Below are 24,332 nucleotides of genomic sequence, written 5' to 3' on the forward strand. Positions count from 1 at the left end.
GGGGTGAGGTCAACGAACTGCTAGGGGATACGCCACGGCTAAGTGTTCGGGAACACCCTTAAGCGGCAGCGCATAACGGCGTTTCGTTATATGTCCCCTCACAAACAAACCACTTCGGTGGGCTTTTTTGCGCCTACTGGACACCAGCCCCGGAGGCTGGCCTACCATTGCCATAGTGAGTGGTTTTACGCGCACTCAGCCCCTGTCGCACCTCAACAAAGGCCTGCTTTTGAATGTCCGTGACCTACCTGCCGCTGAAAGCCTGGAACAAACACTGGCAACTCGACGGCCAACTGGTGCGCTGTCGACTCTGTCGAAGCGTTCAGGACGTCACGGATACACGCGCTTTTCATCATGCGCTCGGCTGTAAAGCGCGGAGCCTGAAAGCCCAATACCCCAGCCAGGAACTGGCCGCGCTGCTGCAGCAGAAAATCCACTCGGGGTTGTTCTGATGCGCGCCGGGATTCAAGACGGGCGTGATAGGGAGGGTGTGGCTTGTTAACGAGCATCAGCGTCAGGGCCTTCGACGGGCCTGCACCTCAGTTTCATTGAGTGACACCCCGGAGTGGAAAAGGCAGCAGTCGACCCTAAACGGCCAGTCACGGCCTCTGCTTCGTTGCCTAAGAGCGGCCGCTCAATGCCACCATTAATCAGCAACTGTTGTCCGCGGTGTTAGCTTTTATTGGGCTAGTGATGGAGGACCCGTGAGTGGAAGCAGTCCATCCGCAACGAAATACCGTTTTGACGAGCTCTTTCTGCTATTTTTCAGCGCTTAGCGCAAAGGACGTACGTTAGAATCTATCCAGAGCGTCAGAAATACTCATATCTACCAATGTATAGTGATATATAGCGAATTTTGATAGATTTTCCTATATTTCTAATAATAAGAGCTAACCGAAATTAAAAGCTTCTAGCGATTCGCACCCATTTTCGGGAATTTTTTACCCCGCATACTTTTTGGAGGGCAGCTCTCGACCAAGGCTGTGTGAAAACGTTTTAGAGCAGGTTTGACGGTCAGAACCGGAACGAAAATCGCGTCCCTACGCAAATTTCAGGTCTGCTGACCGTCCAGTCGTGCAATGTTCGCAACGCAGCAGCCGAGCGTCGACAGCTGGCTTGGCCGGCGAGGACCTGAAAAAGGTCTAGTGACTTTCCGAGTGACTTTGTAGTTCCGTGTTCCGCACAGTTGGGCATCGTTGCAGCGAGCGCCAAGCGCGAAGCCTTGTAATTAGCGGGCTGTAGAGCAGGCCGCTTGCATGGGGTGCTAGGGGTAGAGTGTTCGAATCACTCCGTCCCGACCATATAATTCAAGGGGTTGCGAGATTTTATCTCGCGACCCCTTTTTATTTTCGGTCGTTTTTACCCCTACAAAACGACTGGCTCTGGGTGGAATCCTCAGCTGATACCAAGGTCGGAATTTGTCCTCAGCAGGGCTTTGGCCCCAGCTTGATAGTGAGTTGACGACGGTTTTTAGGTTTATACCTGTCGCACGTTACTGGTGCTATTGGCCGAAAGCTGTCTGTCAGGACTCGCCGAAATCGACCCGCTCCGGCCATACAGTCGCCTTTAAAAGGAGATATTCGCGTGTCTCAGTTCCGGACATAGTGAGGTCTTCGGCTAGGCGAATTTGACGTGCTAACCGAACCCACTTTCGACTAATCGATCAACGGATGATCTCGGCCAGCGCTTGGCGCATCGGCTCACCGGAGACATGGACGAGGCCGGAGAAGGGCGAGTCCAACTCCAGAATCATTGTGATGCCTCCTGAAACGGCAACCGAACAGAGGCAGAAAACGGCGATCGTCGTGGCATGGCGGGGTGCGAACAAGCCGAAGCTGGCGAAAACAAGGCTAAGCCAAAAGATCAGCAGGATCAGGAACGGCATCGGAATGTTGCTGGCACGCTGTTCCGCCAGCAGCCAGCGCGCCTGTAATACATCGTCCGAAAGTGTGAGCGCCTGCGAGCGCAGCCAGCGCTGTCTTGGATCAGTCGGAACAAGCAATAGAATCGATTCTTGAGTCGCCTCCATCATCCGGACAGTCGCTTCGGTTGACTGTGATGATTCTCCCGACGCCGGGAACAACTCCTGCATTTTCGCACTCGCGTAGTTGCGCAGCTTAACGCGGGCATCCTCTGCCTCTGGTCCGTAACGTTGCATTACGCGGTTGATGCGGACGATGTCGACGGCGATCCTGGATACTTCACTCGACCGTGTCGAGAACGAACTGTTCGCCGTCGAGATCATCAGGCCAATTACCAAGGCCGAAAGCGTGCCGACAATCGCTGCCGAAACGGAGATCGCATTGCGCGACTCATTGCTGAGGTGATGCTCGGGCAGAGCCCGCGCAGCAAAGATGCCAATAAGAGCGCCGCCGAAGATAGCGACGAAGGCGATCAGTCCGATAGCGAAATGGTTCATGAGAGAAAATTGCGCATCGCATCACCTTGGCATTCTTGCCGTCGTCGGGAAGGCTTGCGCCGCATGCGAGTAACACGCCCACCGTTGCAAGCAGCCTTTCGAATTGCGTTGCGAGCGGCGCGCTCAGGATCGTTTGCTGCTCTGGTGGAGTGTAGTGCGATTTCAGCGCAAAACTTGCCATGTCCGCTTCTGGCCAGGTTGTGTGAACGTTTTAGAGCAAGTTTGGCAGTCGGAATCGGAACGAAAATCGTGTTCTTACGTAAATTTTGGGCCTGCTGACTAACCAAACGCCGACAGATTTTACGTAGCAACGCAGACTTCAAAGCGGTGCATGCGTTTTCACACAGCCTGGGCCGAAAGTCGCCGGTCACAGCGGGCCGCTTTCGAGAAGCTGGCGTCCGAGTAAAACCCCTAATGAACGTGAAGCGGCCAAAATCAGCCATTCGCATTTTCATCGTAAATGTCGGAACCGGCGACCTCGGTGGCACCTTGCTCAGTCGGTGAGCCCAACAGATAAATCTTCGTGCGATACAAGCTCCAGAAACGAAATCCGATGCAGTGGCAGGCTATTTCTTGACGGTAAAGCATGGCTCCCGCGTGAATATTGCATTCAGCGCTTCTTTTCCCATTGATCATTGCTCATCGCCAGGCGAAAGCCGAGATGCGACATGGAGTTCATAGGGTCCGCGCCCTGCCTGGCACTGGTTCGAAAGCTCGTGCAGTAGCTGTCGCTACAAAGAAAGGATCCCCCTCGAATCACACGCTGCGGTGCATTGGCCGTTACCCCGAGATCCGGGTCATAGCTGTCGGATGGACCCACCGGGTTAAACACTACTTCACCCGCCGACTGACGCTTGAGCCCAACTCTAAACGCATCAGCACGATACCAATCGGCGACCCACTGCCAAACGTTCCCGGACATGTCGTATAGCCCGTAGGCGTTAGGTCTGTAACTGCCTACCGGTTTGGTGCCGATTTTGAATTTATTGCTGGACCCGGTCACGGGAAACGGTTGCACCTCATCCCAGGTGTTGGCCATCTTTTCTCCACCAGGCGAAAAATCATTCCCCCACGCGTAGTTTGCTTGTTCCAGTCCGCCTCTTGCGGCGTATTCCCATTCGGCCTCGGTTGGCAGGCGCTTATGAGCCCACGTTGCGTACGCCTGTGCATCCTCGCGTGAAACCTGAACAACCGGATGGGTGTCATTGCCCTCGATTGTACTGTCAGGGCCCAACGGGTGGCGCCAGTCGGCTCCCGGGACAAATGCCCACCACTGACTGAAATCATTCAGTGGGATGGGTCTGTCTGTGCCCACGAAAACCAATGCTCCAGGCACCATGACACTGTCGTCCGGCTCAGGAGTACCCGGCGGCAACTGCACTTTCAGATCGTCCCATTTAGGTTTGCGTTCGGCGGTGGTGACGTAATGCGTTTCAGAAATGAAACGGGCGAAATCGGCATTGGTGACGTCGTAGCGGTCGATCCAATAGCCATCGAGTCGAACCTTGTGGGCCGGCCCCTCATTGGGCCGCGCCTGCTTATGATCGCTACCCATCAAAAATTCGCCAGCAGGAAGCCAGACCATATCCAGGGGGCCATTTTTTCCATCACCCAGTGTCAACGGTTCTGGACCGCGAAGGTGCTGATACACAGCAAAAGCCAGGCAGGCAGACACTATCCCGACTGCGATTAACGCGATGCCCAAGCGCCGTTTCCTGATAAGCATTTGCGCTCCCCTTGTTTCAGGCTGCGACCATTGCTGAGCCTTCCTGGCATCAGGATCAGTTATAGGCGCCACGACTCTATTGTCAATGACCACTCAGGTTACGATCCGGGCGCTGAATTGGCTGGCGAGAAAGAAAAATGGTTCTACACTCCAGAGCTGGGGTGTGGGGGTTACAGGAGCTGGCCATGGCCAATGCACACTGGAATCGACCTTCAAGGCTGCACACGCGAGTCGGTGCAGGGCTGGCATTTGCCATGCTTGTGCTTTCGTCCGCCGACGCAGCGACTCCGCAAGTTTACGGCACGCCCGGTTCACCGAGCGCGACCACGACCATCGACGGCAGATATCTCCCCAACCCTCCCGCAGTATTCGGCGGCGTTATCAACCTCGACGCCACGACCTCGACGCCCTACTGGTCCCCGACCGTCGTACCGCCCAAAGACGCGCCGAATATCTTGTTGATCATCACCGATGACGTCGGCTTCGGTGCGCCCAGTACGTTCGGCGGCCTCATCCCGACGCCGACCATGGATCGCGTCGCGGCAGCCGGATTGCGCTTCACGCAATTCAATTCGACGGCGCTGTGCTCGCCGACGCGTGCTGCCCTGATTACCGGACGCAATCACCATTCCGTCGGTTTCGGTGTCATCACGGAAGTTTCAACGGGTTATCCCGGCTACAACAGCGTCATTACCAAGGACAAGGTGACCATTGGCAAAATTCTCAAGGACAACGGTTACGCAACGTCGTGGTTTGGCAAGAACCACAACACGCCGTCGTTCCAGATCAGCCAGGCCGGCCCGTTCGACCAATGGCCCATCGGCATGGGCTTTGATTACTTCTTCGGGTTCATGGGTGGCGAAACCAACCAGTGGCAACCGGGCAATCTGATGCGCAACACCACGCCGATCCATCCTTACGTCGGCAAACCGGGTTGGAACCTGATCACTGCGATGGCGGATGACGCCGTCAGCTACGTCAATGAATTGAACGCGCTCGATCCGAAGAAGCCGTTCTTACTTTATTACGCGCCCGGCGGCACCCATGCGCCGCATCACCCGACGCCCGAATGGATCGACAAATTCAAGGGCAAGTTCGACATGGGGTGGAACGCCGCGCGTGACCAGATCTTCGCCAATCAGAAGCGCCTCGGCGTCATCCCGCCGGATGCCAAGCTCACGCCTTGGCCGGACGAGCTGAAGAAATGGGACGAGTTGCCGGCGGACGAGAAGAAACTGTATGCCCACCAGATGGAAGTCTATGCGGCCTATCTCGCGTACACCGACCATGAAATCGGCCGGGTGATCCAGGCGATTGATGACATGGGCAAGCTCGATAACACGCTGGTTATCTACATCAGCGGCGACAACGGCGGTAGCGCAGAAGGCACGCCCAATGGCACACCGAACGAGATGACCAACTTCAACGGCATCAACGTACCTGTGGCCGACCAGATGAAATATCTCGACGCCTGGGGTTCGGACCAGACCTATCCGCATATGGCCGTAGGCTGGACCTGGGCCATGGACACACCCTTCAAGTGGACCAAGCAAGTGGCGTCACATTTTGGCGGCACGCGCCAAGGCATGGCCATTTCCTGGCCGGACCGGATCAAGGATGCCGGCGGCATCCGAAACCAGTTTCACCACGTTATTGACATCGAGCCGACGATCCTCGAAGCCACCGGCATTGACGCGCCGCTCCAGGTAGACGGCATTGCGCAGAAACCCATCGAAGGCACGAGCATGGCTTACCTCTTCGACAAGCCGAATGCCGACAAGCCGTCCACGCGCACCACGCAGTATTTCGAAATGCTCGGCCTGCGAGCGCTCTACCACGAGGGTTGGATGGCATCGACGACGCCTTACCGCGCACCTTGGGACATCACCGCGCAGCCGCCCAAGGACATCGTCAATGGCGTCAAATGGGAGCTGTACGACATCACCAAAGACTGGACGCAGAACGACGATGTCGCAGCAGCCAACCCTGCCAAACTCAAGGAACTACAGGATTTGTTCTGGGTGGAAGCGAACAAATATCAGGTGTTACCGCTCGACGCCTCCGGTTTCACGCGCGTCGTTGCGCAGCGCCCGAGCATCGTGGCCGGGCGCACTGAGTTCAATTACTTGTCGCCAGTCACCGGCATTCTTCCAGGCAACGAGCCCAATATATTGAACAAGTCCTACGTCATTTCGGCTGACGTTACCGTTCCGCAAAGCGGCGGTGACGGCGTGCTGGTGACAGACGGTGGCCGCTTTGGTGGCTATGCCCTCTACCTCCTCAATGGCAAGCCGGTTTTCAACTACAACCTTGAAGGCGTGGCGCGATTCCGTTGGGAAGGGACCGATGCGCTTACACCCGGAAAGCACGGCATCAGCTTCAATTTCAAATACGCTGGGCCGGGATTCGGAAAAGGCGGTACCGGCGTGCTCTCGGTGGATGGCAAGCAAGTGGCAAGCCGTACTATCCCCAACAGCGTTCCATTCGTCTTCGGCGTGGATGAAAGTTTCGACGTCGGCTCTGATACGGGTACTCCCGTCGATGACAAGGATTACCAAGTACCGTTCGCGTTCAACGGCTCGCTGCACAAACTCACCGTCAAGCTCGAACCGCCGCAGTTGAATGTCGCGGGCAAGGAGGCAGCCCAGAACAAGGTCGGCAACAAAGACTAGAAACGCACGTGGGCCAACTCGCACGAGACAACCCGCGTCGTGAAAGCACACTTCCACCACCAGGTTCATTTGGGTAGTCAATGCAATAGATGTCTCTCGAGGAGAGCACTATGACGCACAGTCTCAGACCACTGGCTGTACTGGCGACCTTAGTCGCGCTGGCCATTCCTGTAATGGCCGAGACGCAGACCGCCACCGAAATCCCCCCTGCGATCACCACGCCCGATCGTCTCGAGACCCGTATCGGCACGCTGGAATTCAAGGACGGCGCGCCGAGCGCAAAAACCGCTCAGGACGTCTATGACACCCTGGCCTTCACCCGTGGTGTAGATGCATTCATGAACAGTTTTTCGGGCGCATCGGCCTATGCGGTTCGCGAGGGCTTCCACAGCATTGGGGCTGAGGACAACTCGGTGATCGTCTTCTCTGAGTTGATGGACTCCAAATCACTTTTCCTCACCGCCAACGCCGATACGATCTATACGCTCGCGGTCCTCGACTTGACGAAGGGGCCGTTGGTGGTTGAGGTGCCACCGAAGGCGCTCGGTACGCTCAATGACATGTGGTTCGGCTGGATCATCGACATCGGCGCGCCCGGCCCTGATCGGGGCGAAGGAGGCAAGTACCTTGTCGTGCCGCCGGACTACGACGGTCCTCTTCCAGACAGCGGCTTCTTCGTGGGTCGATCGAAAACCAATCATGTTCTCTACGCCGTTCGTGCCTTCATGGAGAACAACGATCCGAAACCAGCTGTGGCCGAGATCAAACAATCGCTGAAGATCTATCCCTACACGCCGGGCGGATTCGGCACCAGCATTGCCACAGCACTGGAAGGCAACGTCAGGCTTGCGCCCAATCCACCGATACCGCCGACGAAGTTCGTTGAGGGAAGCGGCAAGTCATTCAATACAATCCCGCCAAACGACTTATCCTATTTCGAGATGCTCGACAAGCTCGTACAGCTGGAACCGGCCACCTCGTTCAACCCGGAACTCATTGGCCAACTGGCAGCCATTGGCATTGTGAAGGGCAAACCCTTCAGCCCCGACGCCCGGATGAAGAAGATCCTCACCGACGCTGCGGCTGTGGGCAACGCGGCTGGGCGAGCGCTGAATTGGCGTTCCGCTGACTATCCTGGTTGGTCCCTTTATCCGAACTCGATGTGGGCCAACATGCTATGGCAAGGTGGCTTCGACTTCGAGACGCCGCCGCCGACGATCACCAAGGAAGGCTTGTTCAAAGCGCTGCCACCGACTGGCGCGCGGACCCTCGATTCCCGCGCGGCCTTTTACTACGGCTACACCATGGATTCGCCGGGCATGATCATGCGATTGCCCAATGTCGGTTCGCAGTACCTCATGGGATTCACTGATGCTGAAAAAAATCCCTTCGATGGCGGCAAGACCTACAAGGTGACCCTGCCGCCGAAGATCCCCGCAGCCAAGTTCTGGTCGTTCACCGTCTACGACAACCAGACGCGGTCAATGCTCCAGACGCCGCAGCGTTACCCGCGCGCAGGAAGCCAGACCTACCCTACACCGGCCGCCACAGCGAACGCGGACGGGTCAACGACTATCTACTTCGGCCCTTCCAAACCCGCTGACGCCAAGGCAGGCAACTGGATCCAGACCACGCCCGACAAAGGGTGGTTTACGCTCCTGCGCCTCTACAGCCCGCTTGAATCGTTCTTTACGAAAGAGTGGCGGCCGAGCGAGGTCGAACTGGTTAAGTGAAACTGACAATCTGTTTCAGTGGATGGCGCGAAGCGCAATGCCTTCCTCAATGCGATGGCAGGAGCATCCACTGAAGCCGCACGAGTCGGATTTGCGAACCGTGGTGGTCGTGAGGGATCGCCAGGGAGCGCTAATTGATCTGCACAATGACCGGACCTTCCGTGACGACCGGCGGGTTCGCGTGGATGTGCGAGGCGTTTTTCTGAATCCAGTCGCGAGCGACTTTCGTGCTCTCATCGGTGCCGGCCTTGTCCGTGCAAACAGTCACCGACATACCCCCATCACCGAGAGGTAGCAGTGTGTAGCTTGCGAGGCCAGCGACTTTCCGGAGGGCAGCTTCGACGTCGGCCTTTTGCTGTTCTAAAACATCGAAAAGCTGCTTTGCGCCAGGCCCCGAGTAGGTTCTTATGACCGCATACATAGTCGTCTCCTTAGTGAGTTACCGTCTTGATACCCATCCAGATCCGCTGATGGCCGCTATCACTTGGGTTTCAGTTCGTACCGATTTGTTCAGCTTAGTCAAACGCCGGTGACAAGCGAAATGCAACGACCACCGGCAGCTCCCGCGTTTTTACACAGCCTGGGCCGATAGCGGCGGAAAAATTTCTCTGCTGAGTTCATCCCAATGGTGCTGACTTGCTCTGATTCTTACCGGATGAACGCCTGCAAATCGGTGCCCAGTTTATCGATCGCCGCTTTGAAATCCTGGGCGGTGATTTTCTGACTGGCGTTTGAAACCTGGCTGCCGAACACTTTACGCACCACTTTGGCCACGGTCTGGTTGTTGCTGGCGTCGATGAACTCGGCCTCGATGAACAGTGTGGTGTCCTGATCGCGATGGCCACTGGCAGCGGAAACGCTACCCACGACGGCGGCAACCGGAATCACCTCATACCACTTCATGCCTTCGTTCTCGGCATTCACCCCGGTGATCGCGGCGCGCATGATCAGGGTTTTCGAACCCTTCGGCGCTGATTTTTCGCTCGATACCACCCGGTATTTCTGCCCGAGAGTGTTTTTGGCTTTGCTGGTCATGTAGTTCTGTATTTCTTCCAGCGTCTGCGGATTAACCCGCTCGTTGGGCTGTGGCGCCGGGTAGAGTTCCAACCGGTTGAATGCCACGGTGTTGTAGGCGTCGGGATTCCAGGATGGGCTCACCCAGCGCATGGCTGTCTCGCCGCTGGTGGTGGTGACTTGCTGCAGGTTGTTGTAGTTGGACAGGAAGCCTGAATACTGCGCCTTCTCGGTGACTTTCGAGGTACAACCGCCTAGCAGCAGGCTGGCCAGTACAGCGCCAATGAGCAATTTTCGGGACAGGTTCATGTGATGTGTGCTCCATGGATTAAGTCGATTTTTTTTCGGTAGCAGGGCGTCAAAAGTGCCAGGTCATGTTTCCGGTCACGGCTTGAATCCAGGCATTGTCGAACTGACCGGAAGTTCGAGTGCCCGACGTGGATTTGGTCTGGTCCACCGGCATGTCGCCGAGCCAGACCATGGCCCAGCTGACGTTGATGTCGGTGACCTTGTTCAGAGCATAGGTGGCCCCCGTCGCAATGCGCCAGGATTCGCCCATGGGCACGGTAAAAGTTCGGTTGCCGTCCGAAACGGCGCTGCTGTCATACGCCACACCGACGTTCCACAGCAGTTGCGGTGTGGCCTGATACTGCGCGCCGAGCGCCAGTTGCCAGGTGTCTTTGAAATGGGCGTCGACCGTAGTCGCTTGAGCGCCAAACGCTGTGGTGTCGACCTGCACCGCGATCTCACCGAACTCTGACCAGTCCTGCCAGTTGACCGAGGCCAGCAAGGCCCATTGCGGGTCGAGTTGCTGGAACAGACTCAGCGTTGCAGTTTGCGGCACGGTCATGTCGAGTTGGGTGTTCAGGCCCTCAAGGCGCTCCAGCGCGGGCCCGTCGCCTTTGACGTCCAGCCCGTCCTCGAAGTCCAGATCAACTTTGCTGGTATAGGCCAAGCCGATACGGGTGCCGGGTTGCGGGGCATAGATCACCCCCACATTCGCGCCAAAACCCCAATCGTTGTCCTTGTATTTGAACTGGCCGTCGCTGCGGTCGGTGAAGCCGAAAGGCAAGCGGTCGATCGCGGTTTGCGCTTGCAGCATGCCGTACATGGCTTTCACGCCGACGCCCACCGACCATTGCTCGTTGAAGCGGTAAGCCACGCTGGGCACAAACGACAAACCGGCGAGACTGACGTTCTGCGCGAAATAGCGCCCGGACCAGTCGTTGTCGTAATTGGCCGCCAACCCGAAGTCGCCGTAGTTGCCGAAACCGACGCTCCAGTGCTCATCCAGTTCATGGCTGATGAAGAAGCTACCGCCGGGAATCGGGTCGAGGGCGTTGCCACTGCCAGTGCCCGTGCCGTTGGTGTCGGAATCGCGGTTGAAGGTCAGGTCGCCGTAGAGAATCTGCAATCCACCGGTGATTTGCGTGCCGGGCAGGTAACTCATGCCCGCCGGGTTGCTGGCAATGGTCGAGGGACCCTGCGCCCGGGCGGCGGCACCGGCGTTGGCCAGGCCAGCGTTATCCGTGCCGATTTCGTAGAGCATGATGCCCCCCGCGTGGGCTTGTTGGCAGCACAGGGCAAGCAGGGTCAAGGCGGACAGGGCGGATGTTTTTATCTGCATGGGGTCACCTCGGCAAATGTCCATCACGAACGCGGATGGCCAGCGTCAGCCAGCCGCCTACTCGACTGCTTACTTGCCCATGGCCGCCCGGGCTGCTTCGATCTTGGCCTTGACCGCTTCGAGGTTAAAGCTCGCGCCTTTTTGCATCGGCGGGAACTCAACCGCTGTTTCAGCCAGTTTGACCACCTGTTGCTGCACGAACACGAAGCGCCAGAACTGGAATTTGAACCACTCGAAATACTCCAGCGAGCCATTGGCCGCCATGTTTTCCGGCCAGCCGGCGCGTTCGAACGGGTCGAGACGCAGATTGGTCAGGATCGGCATGTCCAGCGTGGTTTTCGCCCCCAGCCAGCCACCGGGCTGGTCGATGAAGCGGTACTTGAAGTCATCGATGCGGACCGCCCCCAGGGTGCTTTCGCCAAAGTAGAAAATTTCATGGCGATTCGACGGGCCTTTGCCGGTGATCATTGGCGTCTGGTCATAGCCGTCGAGGTGCACCTTGTAAGTGGTGTCGCCCAGTTGCTTGCCCTTGAGGAGCTCGGCGGTGATGTTCGGGTTACCGGCCGCCGCGACGAAGGTCGGGAACCAGTCCATGCCGGACATGATGCCGTTGGCCACCATGTTTGCCGGTACGTTACCCGGCCAACGAATGATCGCCGGTGCCCGGAAGCCACCTTCCATCACTGTGCCTTTGCCCATGGCAAACGGGGTGGTGCCGCCATCCGGCCAGGTAAAGTTCTCCGCCCCGTTGTCGGTGGTGAAGACCACGATGGTGTTGTCATCCATGCCGTCTTTTTTCAGCTTGGCCAACACCTCGCCGACGATGTCATCGAGCTGCGCCATGCCGGCTTCCTGTTCCGACCAGCCATTTTGTGCATTGCGCATGGCTTCGTACTTGTCGGACAGATGCGTGACAATGTGCATGCGGGTCGGGTTGAGCCAGAGGAAGAACGGTTTGTTGTCCTGCTTGGCCTTGTCCACAAAGGCAAACGCCTTGTCGCGAATTTCGTCGTCGACGGTTTTCATGCGGTCGGGATAGAGTGTGCCAGCGTCTTCGATTTTCTGTTTGCCGACCTTGCCCCAGCGCGGCATGACGGTTGTATCGTCAGTCGTCGTGGCCCAGCTGTGCACCATGTTGCGCGGCCCCACGGTCGCCAGCAGTTCCTGCGGATAGTTGGGGTGCGCCGGGTCTTCCATGGCGTCGAGGTGATAGAGGTAACCGAAAAACTCGTCGAAACCATGGACGGTGGGCAAGAATTCGTTCAAGTCGCCCAGGTGGTTTTTGCCGAACTGCCCGGTGGAGTAACCCATGGATTTGAGTGCGGTAGCGATGGTGACGGCTTCAGCCGGAATACCGATAGGAGAACCGGCCTGACCGACCGTGGTCATCCCGGTACGGATCGGCAGTTCACCGGTAATGAAGTTTGCGCGCCCGGCCGTGCAACTGGCCTCGGCGTAATAGTCGGTAAAGCGCATGCCTTCGGCGGCGAGCTGGTCGAGGTTGGGTGTTCGACCGGCCATCATGCCCTGGTTGTAGACGCCGATATTGGACCAGCCAATATCGTCGCCCATGATCACCACAATGTTCGGGGGCGGTTTGTCAGCCGCTTGGGTCATGCCGGGGAGTACCATTGCAGACAACAGTACTGATACAGCGACCGCCGAGGATAACGTGGTCCGGTTCATGTCGAGCTCCTGCGCACTTGCGTGAGTACCCTGAGACGAGCCCCCGACCGTCCTTAAAAATTGGATCCCCCGCGATGAGCGTAGGTACGAATTGTGAAATATCCAGTAATTGGTTTTTCGGCCGTAGGCCGCTGTTTCATGGGGTTTACAGTGTGCCAGTGATTCAGATGTCCAGTGACATCTCATCAAGAGGAGGGTAGCGCCTGCACTTGCGCCGAACCCCCTGTAGGAGCTGGCGCAGCCTGCGATCTCTTGATCTTGCTTTATCAGCGATCCCAAAGCCGCCAAAAGATCGCAGGCTTCGCCAGCGCCTACCCGACCGTGTGCACTTCAACTGATTTTGCGCAACGAACCCTGCCAGTACTTTTCCCGCACTTGCCGGCGCAATACTTTGCCGACGACCGAAGTCGGCAGTTCATCGACGAAGACCAACGATTTCGGCGCCTTGTAGCCGCCCAGTCGAGTGCGCGTCTGGGCAATCAACTCTTCTGAAGTCACCGTTTCACCCTGACGCAGGATCACCTCGGCGTGCACCGCTTCGCCCCATTCCGGGTGCGGAATGCCGACCACTGCTGCCATCAGCACCGACGGGTGCGCCGCCAGCGCGGCCTCGACTTCCACTGCATAGACATTGAAACCGCCGCTGATGATCATGTCCTTGAGCCGGTCAACGATGTATAGGTAGCCATCGCCGTCGATGTACCCCAGATCGCCGGACTTCCACGCGCCGTCGGCGAATTCCGCCGCCGTCGCTTCCGGGTTCTCGTAGTAACCCTTGATGATCGCTTTGCAGCGAATTCGGATTTCACCGGTTTCGCCAACGGCGAGCGGGTTACCGTCGGGGTCGGCGATGAACACTTCGACACCGGGGGTAGGACGGCCGGCCGATGACAAATGCTGCAACGCAGCGGCATCGCCGGGTTGGTGAGCAGCCTTGTCCAGCGATGCGATGATCATCGGCGCTTCGGTGGCGGCGTAGCCCTGGACGAAAATCTGCCCGAAACACGCGACCAGTTCGCCGAGCTTGTCCGGGCTCATGGGCGCGGCGCCGTAGATCAGCGTGGTCAGGGACGAGAAATCCTTCGGGTCAGCGCGCTGCAATTCCAGCAAGCGGTACAGCACAGTCGGCACCAGGAACGAATGGGTGACACGCTCGCTTTCGACGATCTGCCGCCAGCTTTCCATGTCCAGCTGGTTCAGGGTGATGTTGGTGCCACCGCCGTAGACCGTGGGGAAGAACAGCATAATCGTGCCGTGGGACAACGGCGATACATGCAGCAGTCGGGTGGCGCTGGACAGCCCCAGATCGGTGTTGATGAACGCCGCATCGCGACAGGCCATCCAGTTGTCGATGGAGTACATCGCGCACTTGCCCTTGCCGGTGGTGCCACCGGTGAAGCGCAACATGCAGATGTGTTGGTCGGTATCGAGGGTCACGTCGTTGTCGAGATCGGACGCGGCCTCCACCAACGGCCAGAAACTGTGCACGCCGGGGAGGGCGGCTTGCTCGGCAGTGGGCGGGTCCATCACCACGATGTCGCAACCGCGACTGCGCAGCATGCCGTAGTAACTGTCCAGCAGGCGGGTTTCGAGAAACACCAGCCGGGGTTTGACCAGGTCGATTTGCCGTGCGTGCTCGTCGAGCGGGTCGCGCAGGTTGGTCATGACCACCGTGCCTTCCTGCTTGAAGGTGCTGGGAAACATCATCAGGCTGAGGTTGTCGTTTTCCAGGATCAGCATGAAACGTTCGCCCGTGCATACTTGCAGCGTGGTACGCAGGACGTCGGCGATACGGTTGGTCAGCAGGTGGTATTGCTCGTAGGTGAAACGCCGATTGCGCTCGACGTTGACGATCGCCTCCTGGTCGCGATGACGCAGCGCGAGCAAGCGCATGACCCGGCAAAAATTCATTTTCATGGTGGATGCTCTAATGGCTCAAGAAGATCGCAACGCGGATTACCGGGCGCGCATGCGCGACGCGGCATCGAGGCGGATGGTTTCGCCGTTGATGTAGGCGTTCTCGATCAGGAAGGCGCAGCAATGGGCGAACTCGCGCATGTCGCCCAGGCGCTTGGGGGCTTCCATCTGCTCCTTCAGGGAGTTCAGAACCTTCTCGTCCAGACCTGCCACCATGGTGGTCAGGAACAGTCCTGGTGCGATGGCATTGACTCGCACACCGATTGCACCCAGCTCACGGGCGGCGGGCATGTTCAGGCCAATGACCCCCGCCTTGGTGGCGGCGTAGGCGCACTGACCAACCTGGCCTTCATACGCGGCACCGGACGACACGTTGATCACCACGCCGCGCTCTTCGCCTGCTTCGGCTTCGTTGTTGGCCATGTGCTCGGCGCACTTGGACATGACGTTGAACACGCCATTAAGGTTGATCGCGGTGGCCTGGGCGAAACGCGCCAGCGGCGCAGCCTTGCCTTCCTTGCCCAGCACTTTGAAACCGGTCGGCACGGCGGCGCCGTTGATGCAGACGTGGATCGCGCCGAATTTGGCCATGACCGCATCGACCGCGTTCTGCACCGAGGCTTCGTCACTGACGTCAGTCAGCACGAACATCGCCCGATCCGCGCCAATCTCGGCCACGGCGTTTTCGCCGGCTTCGGTGTTCAGGTCGAAAATCGCCACGCGGGCGGCTTTTTCTTCAACCAGGTAATGCGCGGTCGCCAGGCCCAGGCCCGATGCACCGCCAGTGATGACAACGACTTTGTCTTGAATACGCATGGAAGTGTCCTTGTTCGCTGCCCGGCCCACAGGGGCCGGGTTGTTGTTTTCAGGTGTCGAACGGGCGGCTGATCAGAACGCGTTGACCCCGGTCAGGGCGCGGCCAATGATCAGTTGCTGAATCTGCGAAGTGCCTTCAGGGATCGGTACGACGATGGCTTCGCGAGCGAGTTTCTCCACCAGGAAGTCGGTGGTGACCCCGGCGCCGCCGTGAATCTGCACCGCCTGACGGGCGATAGTCACAGCTGCTTCGCAGGCGAAATACTTGGCCATGGCCGCTTCCATTTCTGCCGGGATACCCGCGCCGATCATTTCGGCGGCGCGGTAGGTCAGCAGGCGGGCGGCGTCGACGTTGGTGGCCATTTCCGCGAGCATCGCGCTGATCAACTGGTGGCCGGCGATCAACTTGCCGTGCTGCTTGCGCTCCTTGGCGTAACGCACCGCTTCTTCCAGTGCGCGGCGGCCGATACCCAGGCCTTGCGCCGCCACAAACACCCGTGAACGCTCGAAGAACGACAGGGTGTTTTTCAGGGCTTCGCCTTCCTTGCCAATGATGTTGCTGGCCGGCACGCGCACGTCGTTGAGAAAAATCTGCGCAGTGGACTGGCTGTTCCAGGCGATCTTGTGGATGTTCTGCACTTCGTACGGATGCTCTTTGCGGTCCAGCAGAAAGTGCGTCAGGCCTTTGCGCGGGTCATCGCCGGTGCGACAGGTGCAGATCAGGAAGTCGGAGTAAGAGCCGTTGCTGATCCAGGTCTTCTCGCCGTTGATGATGAAGTCATCACCGTCGCGACGGGCGCGGGTCTTGATTTCCAGCACGTTGGAGCCGACGTCCGGTTCCGAGATGGCGACGCTGACGAACAGATCGCCGCTGATCAGGCCCGGCAGGTAGCGCTCGCGCAGGTGATCCGGGGCGAGTTTTTCCAGCATCTGCGCGCCGAAGGAATTGATGACCACCGGTGTCGACAAGTCCACCGAGCACGCGGCGACTTCTTCGAAAAGCATGATCATCGTCGGCCAGTCCAGACCCAGCCCGCCATGGGCTTCGCTGACGGCGCCGGAGATCATGCCGAACTCGGTGAGTTGCCGCATGATCTCGGCCATTTTTTCACGCGGGATAAACTTGTCGCGGTACTCCTTGTTGAACACCGGGTCGATCTTGTCGGCCAGGAAGCGACGGAAACTCTCGACAGCTTCGAGTTGTTCCGGGGTGCGCATGACGTGTCCCATGGGGGGGCTCCTTAAATGTTCTTGTTGGCGAGAATGTTGACGGCGACCACGGCTTCTTCGATGCCGAACAGGCCACCGCCGTTTTCCTGAATGGCAATGCGGGCACTTTCGACCTGACGTTTGCCGGCTTCACCACGCAGCTGCGTGACTAGTTCGTGGATTTGTCCAAGCCCGGTGGCACCGATCGGGTGGCCCTTGGATTCGAGGCCGCCGGACGGGTTGATCGGCATCCGGCCGCCAACGGTGAAATCACCGCGCTCAGCCGCCGGGCCGCCTTCGCCGAATGGCACCAGCATCAGCGATTCGGCATTGAGGATTTCGCCGATGGCCGAGGCGTCGTGGACTTCCGCGACGTTGACGTCGGATGGATTGATACCGGCCTGGGCGTAGGCTTTTTTCGCCGCCAGGTGCGCGACGATTTTTTCCGGTTCATCCAGGCCACGGTTGGTGCCGGTTTGCACCACACTGGCCAGCACGCGAACGGCGCGGTCACCGGCGTTTTTCAAGCGCTTCAAACCGTCGGCGTTGCACAGCACCACGGCGGCGGCGCCGTCACTGATCGGCGAGCACATCAGGGTGGTCAGCGGGTAGCAAATCGGTGGCGAGGCCAACACTTCATCAATGCTGAAGGCCTGCTGGAACTGCGCGAGCGGGTTGTGCACCGAGTGCTGATGGTTCTTCGCCGCGACGGCGGCGATCTGTCGTTGCGTGGTGCCGTAACGCAGCATGTGGTTGCGGCAGATCGCGGCATACACATCCATGAACACGCTATAAGGGCGTTCGGAAACGGTGCCCGGCGGCGGTGTGATGCCTTCGCCCATGGCCAGCAGAGTTTGTTTGTTCTGCTCAACGGTGGAGACATCCCAACCGCCATCGAACACGGCAAACATCTTCGCCTTGTCCGGGATATTCATTTTCTCGGCACCGACGGCCAGGGCGATGTCGCACTGACCGGCACGCAGCGCGAGGGTGGCGAGGTTGAACGCCGAGGAGCCGGACGCACAGGCGTTCTCCACCGAGAACACCGGCACGCCTTCGATGCCGATGCGACGCATGGCGATCGGACCGGGAATACCGGTCTGGCCCTGCAACAGACCGTTGGTCATGGTGCTGTAGTACACCGAGCCGACGTCAGCGGTGGTGGCGCCGGCATCCTTCAACGCCAGGCCGACGGCCTCGTCGACCATGTCGTAGACGCTGCGCTCCAGCAACCGGCCAAACGGCGTCATGCCAACGCCCACTACGTAGATATCGTTCATTGTTTGTTCCTGCTGATTCGGAGACGTTGCGGCCTAGCGGCCCTTGAAGTTCGGTGCGCGTTTTTCGCCGAAGGCCTGCAGGCCTTCCTGGAAATCGGCGGTGCGCAGGTGCTGGCGCAACATCACTTGCTCGTGCTGCAAGGCGTCGTCGCGGGACTTGTCGGCGGAGGCGCGGGCCACCTCTTTCATGCGGCGCAGGGCAATCGGGCTCTTTTTGGCAATCTGATTGGCCAAGGCCAGCGCGGCGTCGGCGAGTTCAGCGTCGGCGTGGACTTCACACACCAGGCCGTAGACCTTCATTTCGGTGGCCGACAGGGATTTGCCAGTCATCAGCAGGTACATCGCCATGTTCAACGGGATCAGCCGTGGCAGGACCGCCGCGCCACCAGCGCCGGGGTAGACGCCGAAGTTGGCGTGGGCATCGGCGAGAGTGGCGGTTTGTGCGGCGACCACGATGTCCGCGCACATGGCCAGTTCAAGGCCACCGGCCATGGTCACGCCGTTGAGGCTGGCGATCACTGGTTTGGGGAAGTTGCGCAGCTGGCCAAAGACCTGGTTGGCGCGGTCGAGGAAGTCGGCTTCGCCCGCCGCCAGATTTTCGCCTGCGAGGACTTCCTTCAAATCGGCACCGGCGCAGAAGGCCGGGCCGTTGCCGGTGAGGATCACCACGCGCAGTTCGTCATTGAGCGCAATGTCAGTGAGGCTGCGTTCGAGCTCGGCGAGTGTCGCCAGGTTCAGCGCGTTCATGGCCCGGGGCCGGTTGAGCGTCAGGCGCGCCACCGGGCCGACGATTTCATACAACAAGATATCTTCACTCATGACAACTCCCCTTTATTGTTAGTCGCGCTGTTGGCGTAGTTGATGAGCCGATAGTAGGAATGCCACCCAGGTCGGCGCAGGTCATTGCAACGAAAGCGCTTGTCCGTTGGATGGGGGGGGCAGCGGAAGATCGTTCACGCGGTTGCGCCAAAGACTGGAGAAAGGGTCCAGATGACCGGCGCGCCGGGCGGGCGTTGCCCACCATCGGGTGATAACAATCATCAACACCCAAGGAACGTCATGGCCAGCAGCCAACACCTCGATGCCCACGTGACCATTGCTCGCATGCAGGACGTGCTTGCGCGCCAACAGGCAGCCTTCGTTGCCGACGGACCGCCCTCGGCCGCTTTACGCATCGATCGCATCGACCGGGTCATTGCCCTGGTGCTGGAGAATCAGCTAGCGTTGTGCGAGGCACTGGCCACGGATTTCTCGTGGCGTTCCCATGACCATTCGCTGATGAGCGATGTGCTGCTGCCGGTGGCCGGGCTCAAATACGCGCGCAAGCGAGTGCAGCGGTGGATGAAGCCTGAACGGCGTACCCCGGAAATGGGCGCTGGATGGCTGGGCGCCAAGGCTGAAATTCGCTTTCAGCCCCTAGGCACTATCGGCATCATGGCGCCGTGGAATTTCCCGGTGGCCATTGCTTTGGGACCGTTGGCCGAAGCGTTTGCCGCGGGTAACCGGGCGATGATCACGTTGTCGGAATTCACCCCGGCCACCGCTGCATTGCTGATCGAATTAGTGGCCCGCTATTTCGACGACACCGAGGTCGCGGCGTTTGTCGGTGGCGCGCAAGTCGGCGCGGCGTTCTCCGCTTTGCCGCTGGACCACATCATTTTCACCGGTAGTCCACGGGTAGGACGTCTGGTGATGGCTGCCGCTGCGCAAAATCTGACGCCGTTGACACTGGAGCTGGGCGGCAAGTCGCCGACGATCATTGGTCGCGGGGCCGATCTCGATGATGCCGCGCGGCGCATCTGGGGCGGCAAGGGCATCAGCGCTGGCCAGGCCTGCATCGCTCCGGATTACGTGTTGGTGCATGAAGACGACCTCGAGCAGTTGCTGACCAGCATGCAGGTCGAGCTGCGCAAGATGTTCCCGACCCTGCGCGACAACCCGGATTACACCGCCATGGCCACCCCTGGCCAATATCAGCGACTGCAAACCTGCCTGGCCGACGCCCAGGCAGGGAGCGTGCGTTGCATCGAGGTCAACCCGGCCCGGGAAGAACTCGCCAGCGTGCGCAAGATCGCGCCGACGCTGTTGGTGGATCCGCCGGAGCAAGCACTGGTGATGCAGGAGGAATTGTTCGGGCCACTGCTGCCGATTCGTGGCTATCGATCCATCGACGAAGCCATCGCCTACGTCAACGCACGACCGCGTCCGTTGGCGCTGTACTACTTTGGCCATGACCGCGCCGAGGCGAAAAAAGTGCTCGACCTAACCTCTTCGGGGGGGGCCTGCATCAACGAAGTCATGCAGCATATTTTCCAGAGTGACCTGCCGTTTGGTGGCTGTGGAAACTCGGGTTTCGGTCGTTATCGCGGCGGGGAAGGATTCAGGGCATTCAGTTTGCAGCGCGCCGTATTCACACCGCCGCGCTGGGATGTCATGGGCTTGCTGCGGCCGCCCTACGGCAAGTTGTTTCGGCGGGTGATGGGGTTTTTGTTGAAACCGTGAGGCCGCCAAAAGATCGCAGCCTTCGGCAGCTCCTACATTGACCGGGTCGAACACAAATCCCCTGTAGGAGCTGCCGCAGGCTGCGATCTTTTGATCTTGATTTTCGCCACTGCGCAAAGGAACCCGTCAATGGTCCCGTTGAAACCGTTTGTCCTGACCCTGTGCTGTCTAGCAATCGCCCCACAATGTTTCGCCACCCCCAAACGCCCGAACATCGTGGTACTGGTTGCCGACGATTGGGGCTACACCGATGTCGGCTCGTTCGGCAGCGAAATCGCCACGCCGAACATCGACACTCTGGCCCGCGAAGGCGTGCGCTTTGCCGATTTCCACGTCACCGCATCCTGTTCGCCGACCCGCTCGATGCTGCTGACCGGCGTCGACAATCACCGCAACGGCGTCGGCAACATGCCGGAAACCATGCCCGCCGAACACTTGGGTAAACCCGGTTACAGCGGCGTGCTCAACGACAACGCAATCACCGTGGCCAGCCTGCTCAAGGACAGCGGTTATCACACCTATATCACCGGCAAGTGGCACCTGGGCAAGACAACCGACACCTTGCCGAACAAGCGCGGCTTCGAGCGTTCGTTTATCCAGGCCGACAGCGGCTCGGACAACTGGGAGGAGCGGCCTTATGCGCCGCTGTACGACAAGGCGGCCTGGTTCGAGAATGGCCAGCCGGCACACTTGCCCAAGGACTATTACTCCTCGACCTTTATCGTCGACAAGGCCATGGATTACATCGCGGCGGATCGGCAGGACGGCAAACCGTTTTTTGCCTACCTCGGATTTCAGGCCAATCACATCCCGGTGCAGGCGCCCAAGGCCATCATCGACAACTACCGTGGCCGCTATGACGAAGGCTGGACGGCGCTGCGCAACGCCCGTCGGGATCGCGCGGTGGAACTGGGGCTGATTCCGGCCGGGGCCGGGATGCAGACGATGGCCAGCACCGCTGACTGGGATGCACTGACCGATCAGGAAAAACGCTACGAAGCGCGGCGCATGGAGGTCTATGCCGGCATGGGCGAAACCATGGACCTGGAAATCGGCCGCCTGATCGACCATCTGAAAGTCACCGGCGAATACGACAACACGGTGTTTGTGTTCCTCTCCGATAACGGCAGCGAACCGACCAACCCCTACGACATCCTCGCCCTCAAGCTGTGGCTGGAGGTGAAATACTCCCGCGACATCGACCGGCTTGGCGACAAGGGTGGGTTCTCCAGCATCGGCCCCAGTTGGGCCAGCGCGGCGGCAGCACCGTTGAGCGGCTACAAGTTTTTCGCCGGGGAGGGCGGGTTGCGCACACCGCTGATCGTTTCCGGGGTGCCGGGCATTCAAGTCAATCAGATTTCCAGGGCCTTCAGCCACGTCACCGACATTGTCCCGACGCTGCTGGAAGTGGCCGGCGTACAACCTCACGACGGTCATTACCAGGGCAAAGCCGTCGAGCCATTGATCGGCAGCAGTCTGCTGCCGGTGCTACAAGGCCGCTCCGAGCGGGTGCACCCGGAGGATCAGGCGATCGGTTATGAACTGTCCGGCAGTGCCGCGTTGTTCAAGGGCGACTACAAACTGGTGAAAAGCCTCAAGCCGGTCGGCGATGAACAGTGGCACCTCTACAACATCGCCACCGACCCCGGCGAAGTGATCGACTTGCAGCAGCAGATGCCGGAGCGCTTCCAGGGCATGCAGGCCGACTACGCCGAGTACGCGCGCGTCAACGGCGTGCTGCCGATGCCGGCAGGATACGACTACAAGCGTCAGGGCCAGTTGTACGCCTTGCAGCATGTGCTCATTCCAAAACTCAAGGCCGCCGCGCCGCCGGCCATGGCGGTGTCGGTGCTGTTGGTTGGCGTGCTGGTATGGCGCCGTCGTCGCAAAAAGGGTGCTGAATCATGATTGACGAAGTGGATGAGTGGGGCCGCCGGTTGATTCACCGGCGCAAGGTCGAGTGTCAGGGCTTTTTGCGGGCCGATGGGCTTTGGGACATTGAAGGTCGATTGAGTGACAACAAGACCCATCCGGTGACCCTCGCCGAAGGGCGAATCGTGGCTGCGGGGCAGACCTATCACGGGATGCTGATCCGCCTCACCCTGGACGATGACTTCATCGTGCGCGAAGTGCATGTGGCCATGCCCGACGTGCCCACCAGCGAGTGTCGCGGTGCGATGCCGGCCTATGAAAAACTGGTTGGGGAGCGGATCGGCCCGGGGTTTTCGCGACGAATCAAGGAGCTGTTCGGTGGCATCGGTGGGTGCGTGCATTTGACCGAGTTGCTGCTGCCGATCGCGACCACTGCGTTTCAAACCATCCCCATGGCCCGGGCCATGGTTGCACCGCGTACGGCAGAAGACGCCAACGCGTATAGCAACGCCGCCGGCCGGTTGATCAATACCTGTCATGCGTTGCGCGAGGACAGCCCCGTCGCCATATTCCTGAAGAAATAACCACATCCCCCTGTAGGAGCTGCCGAAGGCTGCGATCTTTTGATCTTGATCTTTAAAAATCAAAATCAAAAGATCGCAGCCTTCGGCAGCTCCTACACAGGGGATGCGTGAGTCAGATGCTTTGGCGTTGGATACCCGCCCTTTGCAGGATCTGCGCAGTGTGTTCGCCACGCGTTGGCACTTGCCCCGCCGTAGAAGGCGTTGCCGAAAACCGTGGCGCGGGTGCAGCCTGCAATACACCTTCCTTGCGCGAATACACCCCACGCTCAGCCATATGCGGATGCTTCATGGCTTCTGCGGGCGTAAGCACCGGAGCGAAACAGGCATCGCTGCCTTCCAGCAATTCGATCCAGTGCTGACGTGGCTGGCTGGCGAACACCGTCGCCAGGCGCTCACGCAAGGTGCCCCACAGGCGCGGGTCGTAAGGGTTGTTGAAGTCCGGGTCATCACTCAGCCCGAGCTTGTTGAACAACAGGGCGTTGAACTGCGGCTCAAGCGCTTGCACGCTGACGAACAACCCATCGGCACACGCGTAAGTGCGGCCCCAATGCGCGCCATCGAGCAGACCGCAACCGCGTTCCAGCGGCTGTTGACCGGCGGAGTGCGCCGACAGCAACAGGTTCATCAGGTTGGCGCTGCCATCGACAATTGCCGCGTCCACCACCTGGCCGACGCCGTTGGTGCTGGCGTTGATGATGCCGGCCAGAATGCCCATCGCCAGGTACAGCGCGCCGCCGCCCAGATCGCCGACCAGGGTGGGCGGTGCCATCGGCGGTTGACCGGCTTCGCCGCTGAACCACAAGGCACCGGACAAGGCGATGTAGTTGAGATCGTGGCCGGCCGCCTGGGCCAGTGGGCCTTGCTGACCCCAACCGGTCATGCGCCCGTAGACCAGCCGCGGATTGCGCGCCAGGCACACGTCGGGGCCGAGCCCCAGGCGTTCCATGACGCCGGGGCGCATGCCTTCGATCAGCGCGTCGGCGCCTTCGATCAGACGCAACACCGCTTCGATTGCTTCGGGGTCCTTGAGGTCCAGCGCTATCGACTGCTTGCCGCGATTGACGATGGCATGCTTGCCCAGGTCAAGCATGTCGGCGCCCTTGGTGCCGGCGCGCTCGACCAAAATCACCTCGGCGCCCATGTCGGCCAGTAACATGCCGCAAAACGGCCCCGGCCCGATGCCAGCTATTTCGAGGATACGAACACCGTCCAGTACTCCCATGCGAGTGCTCCTTTGGATCAACAGAAAGTGGGGGAAAAAGATCAAAAGATCTT

Annotated in this window: 18 protein-coding genes and 1 tRNA gene; 7 read left to right on the top strand and 12 right to left on the bottom strand. The window is 59.4% G+C overall.

The window, feature by feature from the left end; translation table 11 throughout:
- The first annotated feature begins 233 nt into the window (after positions 1 to 233).
- The gene (locus ACA064_RS09365; protein ID WP_497673095.1) at positions 234 to 452 is read left to right on the top strand and encodes a hypothetical protein; all 219 of its coding nucleotides are present in this window, start codon (positions 234 to 236) and stop codon (positions 450 to 452) included.
- A 780-nt stretch (positions 453 to 1,232) separates the two neighbouring features.
- Positions 1,233 to 1,301 (top strand) — tRNA-Ser (locus ACA064_RS09370).
- 362 nt (positions 1,302 to 1,663) lie between these two features.
- Here ACA064_RS09370 and ACA064_RS09375 read toward each other — a convergent pair.
- Together ACA064_RS09375 and ACA064_RS09380 are read right to left on the bottom strand one after the other, a co-directional pair.
- The gene (locus ACA064_RS09375) at positions 1,664 to 2,419 is read right to left on the bottom strand and encodes a bestrophin-like domain (RefSeq protein WP_497673096.1); all 756 of its coding nucleotides are present in this window, start codon (positions 2,417 to 2,419) and stop codon (positions 1,664 to 1,666) included.
- Between the two features lie 610 nt (positions 2,420 to 3,029).
- The gene (locus ACA064_RS09380) at positions 3,030 to 4,145 is read right to left on the bottom strand and encodes a formylglycine-generating enzyme family protein (RefSeq protein ID WP_497673097.1); all 1,116 of its coding nucleotides are present in this window, start codon (positions 4,143 to 4,145) and stop codon (positions 3,030 to 3,032) included.
- Positions 4,146 to 4,330: 185 nt separating this feature from the next.
- On the opposite strand from ACA064_RS09380, the gene ACA064_RS09385 reads away from it, so the two are divergent.
- Both ACA064_RS09385 and ACA064_RS09390 read left to right on the top strand, forming a co-directional pair.
- Positions 4,331 to 6,817, top strand: coding sequence for an arylsulfatase (locus tag ACA064_RS09385; protein WP_497673098.1), 2,487 nt, complete (start codon positions 4,331 to 4,333; stop codon positions 6,815 to 6,817).
- Positions 6,818 to 6,927: 110 nt separating this feature from the next.
- The gene (locus ACA064_RS09390; protein ID WP_497673099.1) at positions 6,928 to 8,550 is read left to right on the top strand and encodes a DUF1254 domain-containing protein; all 1,623 of its coding nucleotides are present in this window, start codon (positions 6,928 to 6,930) and stop codon (positions 8,548 to 8,550) included.
- A 130-nt stretch (positions 8,551 to 8,680) separates the two neighbouring features.
- On the opposite strand, the gene ACA064_RS09395 is transcribed toward ACA064_RS09390, so the two are convergent.
- The 9 genes from ACA064_RS09395 to ACA064_RS09435 all read right to left on the bottom strand — a co-directional run bounded on the left by ACA064_RS09395 (position 8,681) and on the right by ACA064_RS09435 (position 18,918).
- Entirely contained in the window at positions 8,681 to 8,971 is a 291-nt protein-coding gene (locus tag ACA064_RS09395; RefSeq protein ID WP_497673100.1) for a hypothetical protein, read from the bottom strand.
- A 227-nt stretch (positions 8,972 to 9,198) separates the two neighbouring features.
- Positions 9,199 to 9,873 carry a DUF3313 domain-containing protein gene (locus ACA064_RS09400; protein ID WP_497673101.1) on the bottom strand — a complete coding sequence of 225 codons (675 nt, stop codon included), beginning with the start codon at positions 9,871 to 9,873 and terminating at the stop codon, positions 9,199 to 9,201.
- A gap of 49 nt (positions 9,874 to 9,922) precedes the next feature.
- A complete protein-coding gene (locus tag ACA064_RS09405) occupies positions 9,923 to 11,191 on the bottom strand; it encodes an OmpP1/FadL family transporter (RefSeq protein WP_497673102.1) in 1,269 nt (422 codons plus the stop codon).
- A 69-nt stretch (positions 11,192 to 11,260) separates the two neighbouring features.
- Complete coding sequence (locus tag ACA064_RS09410) at positions 11,261 to 12,877, bottom strand: arylsulfatase (RefSeq protein WP_497673103.1); 1,617 nt, start codon at positions 12,875 to 12,877, stop codon at positions 11,261 to 11,263.
- 330 nt (positions 12,878 to 13,207) lie between these two features.
- On the bottom strand, positions 13,208 to 14,794 hold the full coding sequence (locus tag ACA064_RS09415) for a class I adenylate-forming enzyme family protein (protein WP_497673104.1): 1,587 nt from the start codon (positions 14,792 to 14,794) through the stop codon (positions 13,208 to 13,210).
- 39 nt (positions 14,795 to 14,833) lie between these two features.
- Complete coding sequence (locus ACA064_RS09420) at positions 14,834 to 15,610, bottom strand: SDR family NAD(P)-dependent oxidoreductase (RefSeq protein ID WP_497673105.1); 777 nt, start codon at positions 15,608 to 15,610, stop codon at positions 14,834 to 14,836.
- A 72-nt stretch (positions 15,611 to 15,682) separates the two neighbouring features.
- On the bottom strand, positions 15,683 to 16,840 hold the full coding sequence (locus tag ACA064_RS09425) for an acyl-CoA dehydrogenase family protein (protein ID WP_497673106.1): 1,158 nt from the start codon (positions 16,838 to 16,840) through the stop codon (positions 15,683 to 15,685).
- 11 nt (positions 16,841 to 16,851) lie between these two features.
- A complete protein-coding gene (locus ACA064_RS09430) occupies positions 16,852 to 18,099 on the bottom strand; it encodes a thiolase family protein (protein ID WP_497673107.1) in 1,248 nt (415 codons plus the stop codon).
- 33 nt (positions 18,100 to 18,132) lie between these two features.
- Positions 18,133 to 18,918 carry an enoyl-CoA hydratase/isomerase family protein gene (locus tag ACA064_RS09435; protein WP_497673108.1) on the bottom strand — a complete coding sequence of 262 codons (786 nt, stop codon included), beginning with the start codon at positions 18,916 to 18,918 and terminating at the stop codon, positions 18,133 to 18,135.
- 240 nt (positions 18,919 to 19,158) lie between these two features.
- On the opposite strand from ACA064_RS09435, the gene ACA064_RS09440 reads away from it, so the two are divergent.
- The 3 genes from ACA064_RS09440 (at position 19,159) to ACA064_RS09450 (ending at position 23,057) form a co-directional block, all read left to right on the top strand.
- The gene (locus ACA064_RS09440; RefSeq protein ID WP_497673109.1) at positions 19,159 to 20,601 is read left to right on the top strand and encodes a coniferyl aldehyde dehydrogenase; all 1,443 of its coding nucleotides are present in this window, start codon (positions 19,159 to 19,161) and stop codon (positions 20,599 to 20,601) included.
- A gap of 129 nt (positions 20,602 to 20,730) precedes the next feature.
- A complete protein-coding gene (locus ACA064_RS09445; RefSeq protein ID WP_497673110.1) occupies positions 20,731 to 22,509 on the top strand; it encodes an arylsulfatase in 1,779 nt (592 codons plus the stop codon).
- Positions 22,506 to 23,057, top strand: coding sequence for a DUF2889 domain-containing protein (locus tag ACA064_RS09450; RefSeq protein WP_497673111.1), 552 nt, complete (start codon positions 22,506 to 22,508; stop codon positions 23,055 to 23,057). Before ACA064_RS09445 ends, ACA064_RS09450 begins: the two co-directional genes overlap by 4 nt.
- A gap of 112 nt (positions 23,058 to 23,169) precedes the next feature.
- On the opposite strand, the gene ACA064_RS09455 is transcribed toward ACA064_RS09450, so the two are convergent.
- Positions 23,170 to 24,279, bottom strand: coding sequence for a CaiB/BaiF CoA transferase family protein (locus ACA064_RS09455; protein WP_497673112.1), 1,110 nt, complete (start codon positions 24,277 to 24,279; stop codon positions 23,170 to 23,172).
- Between the last annotated feature and the right edge of the window lie 53 nt (positions 24,280 to 24,332).

Source organism: Pseudomonas sp. LBUM1658 (assembly GCF_059716055.1).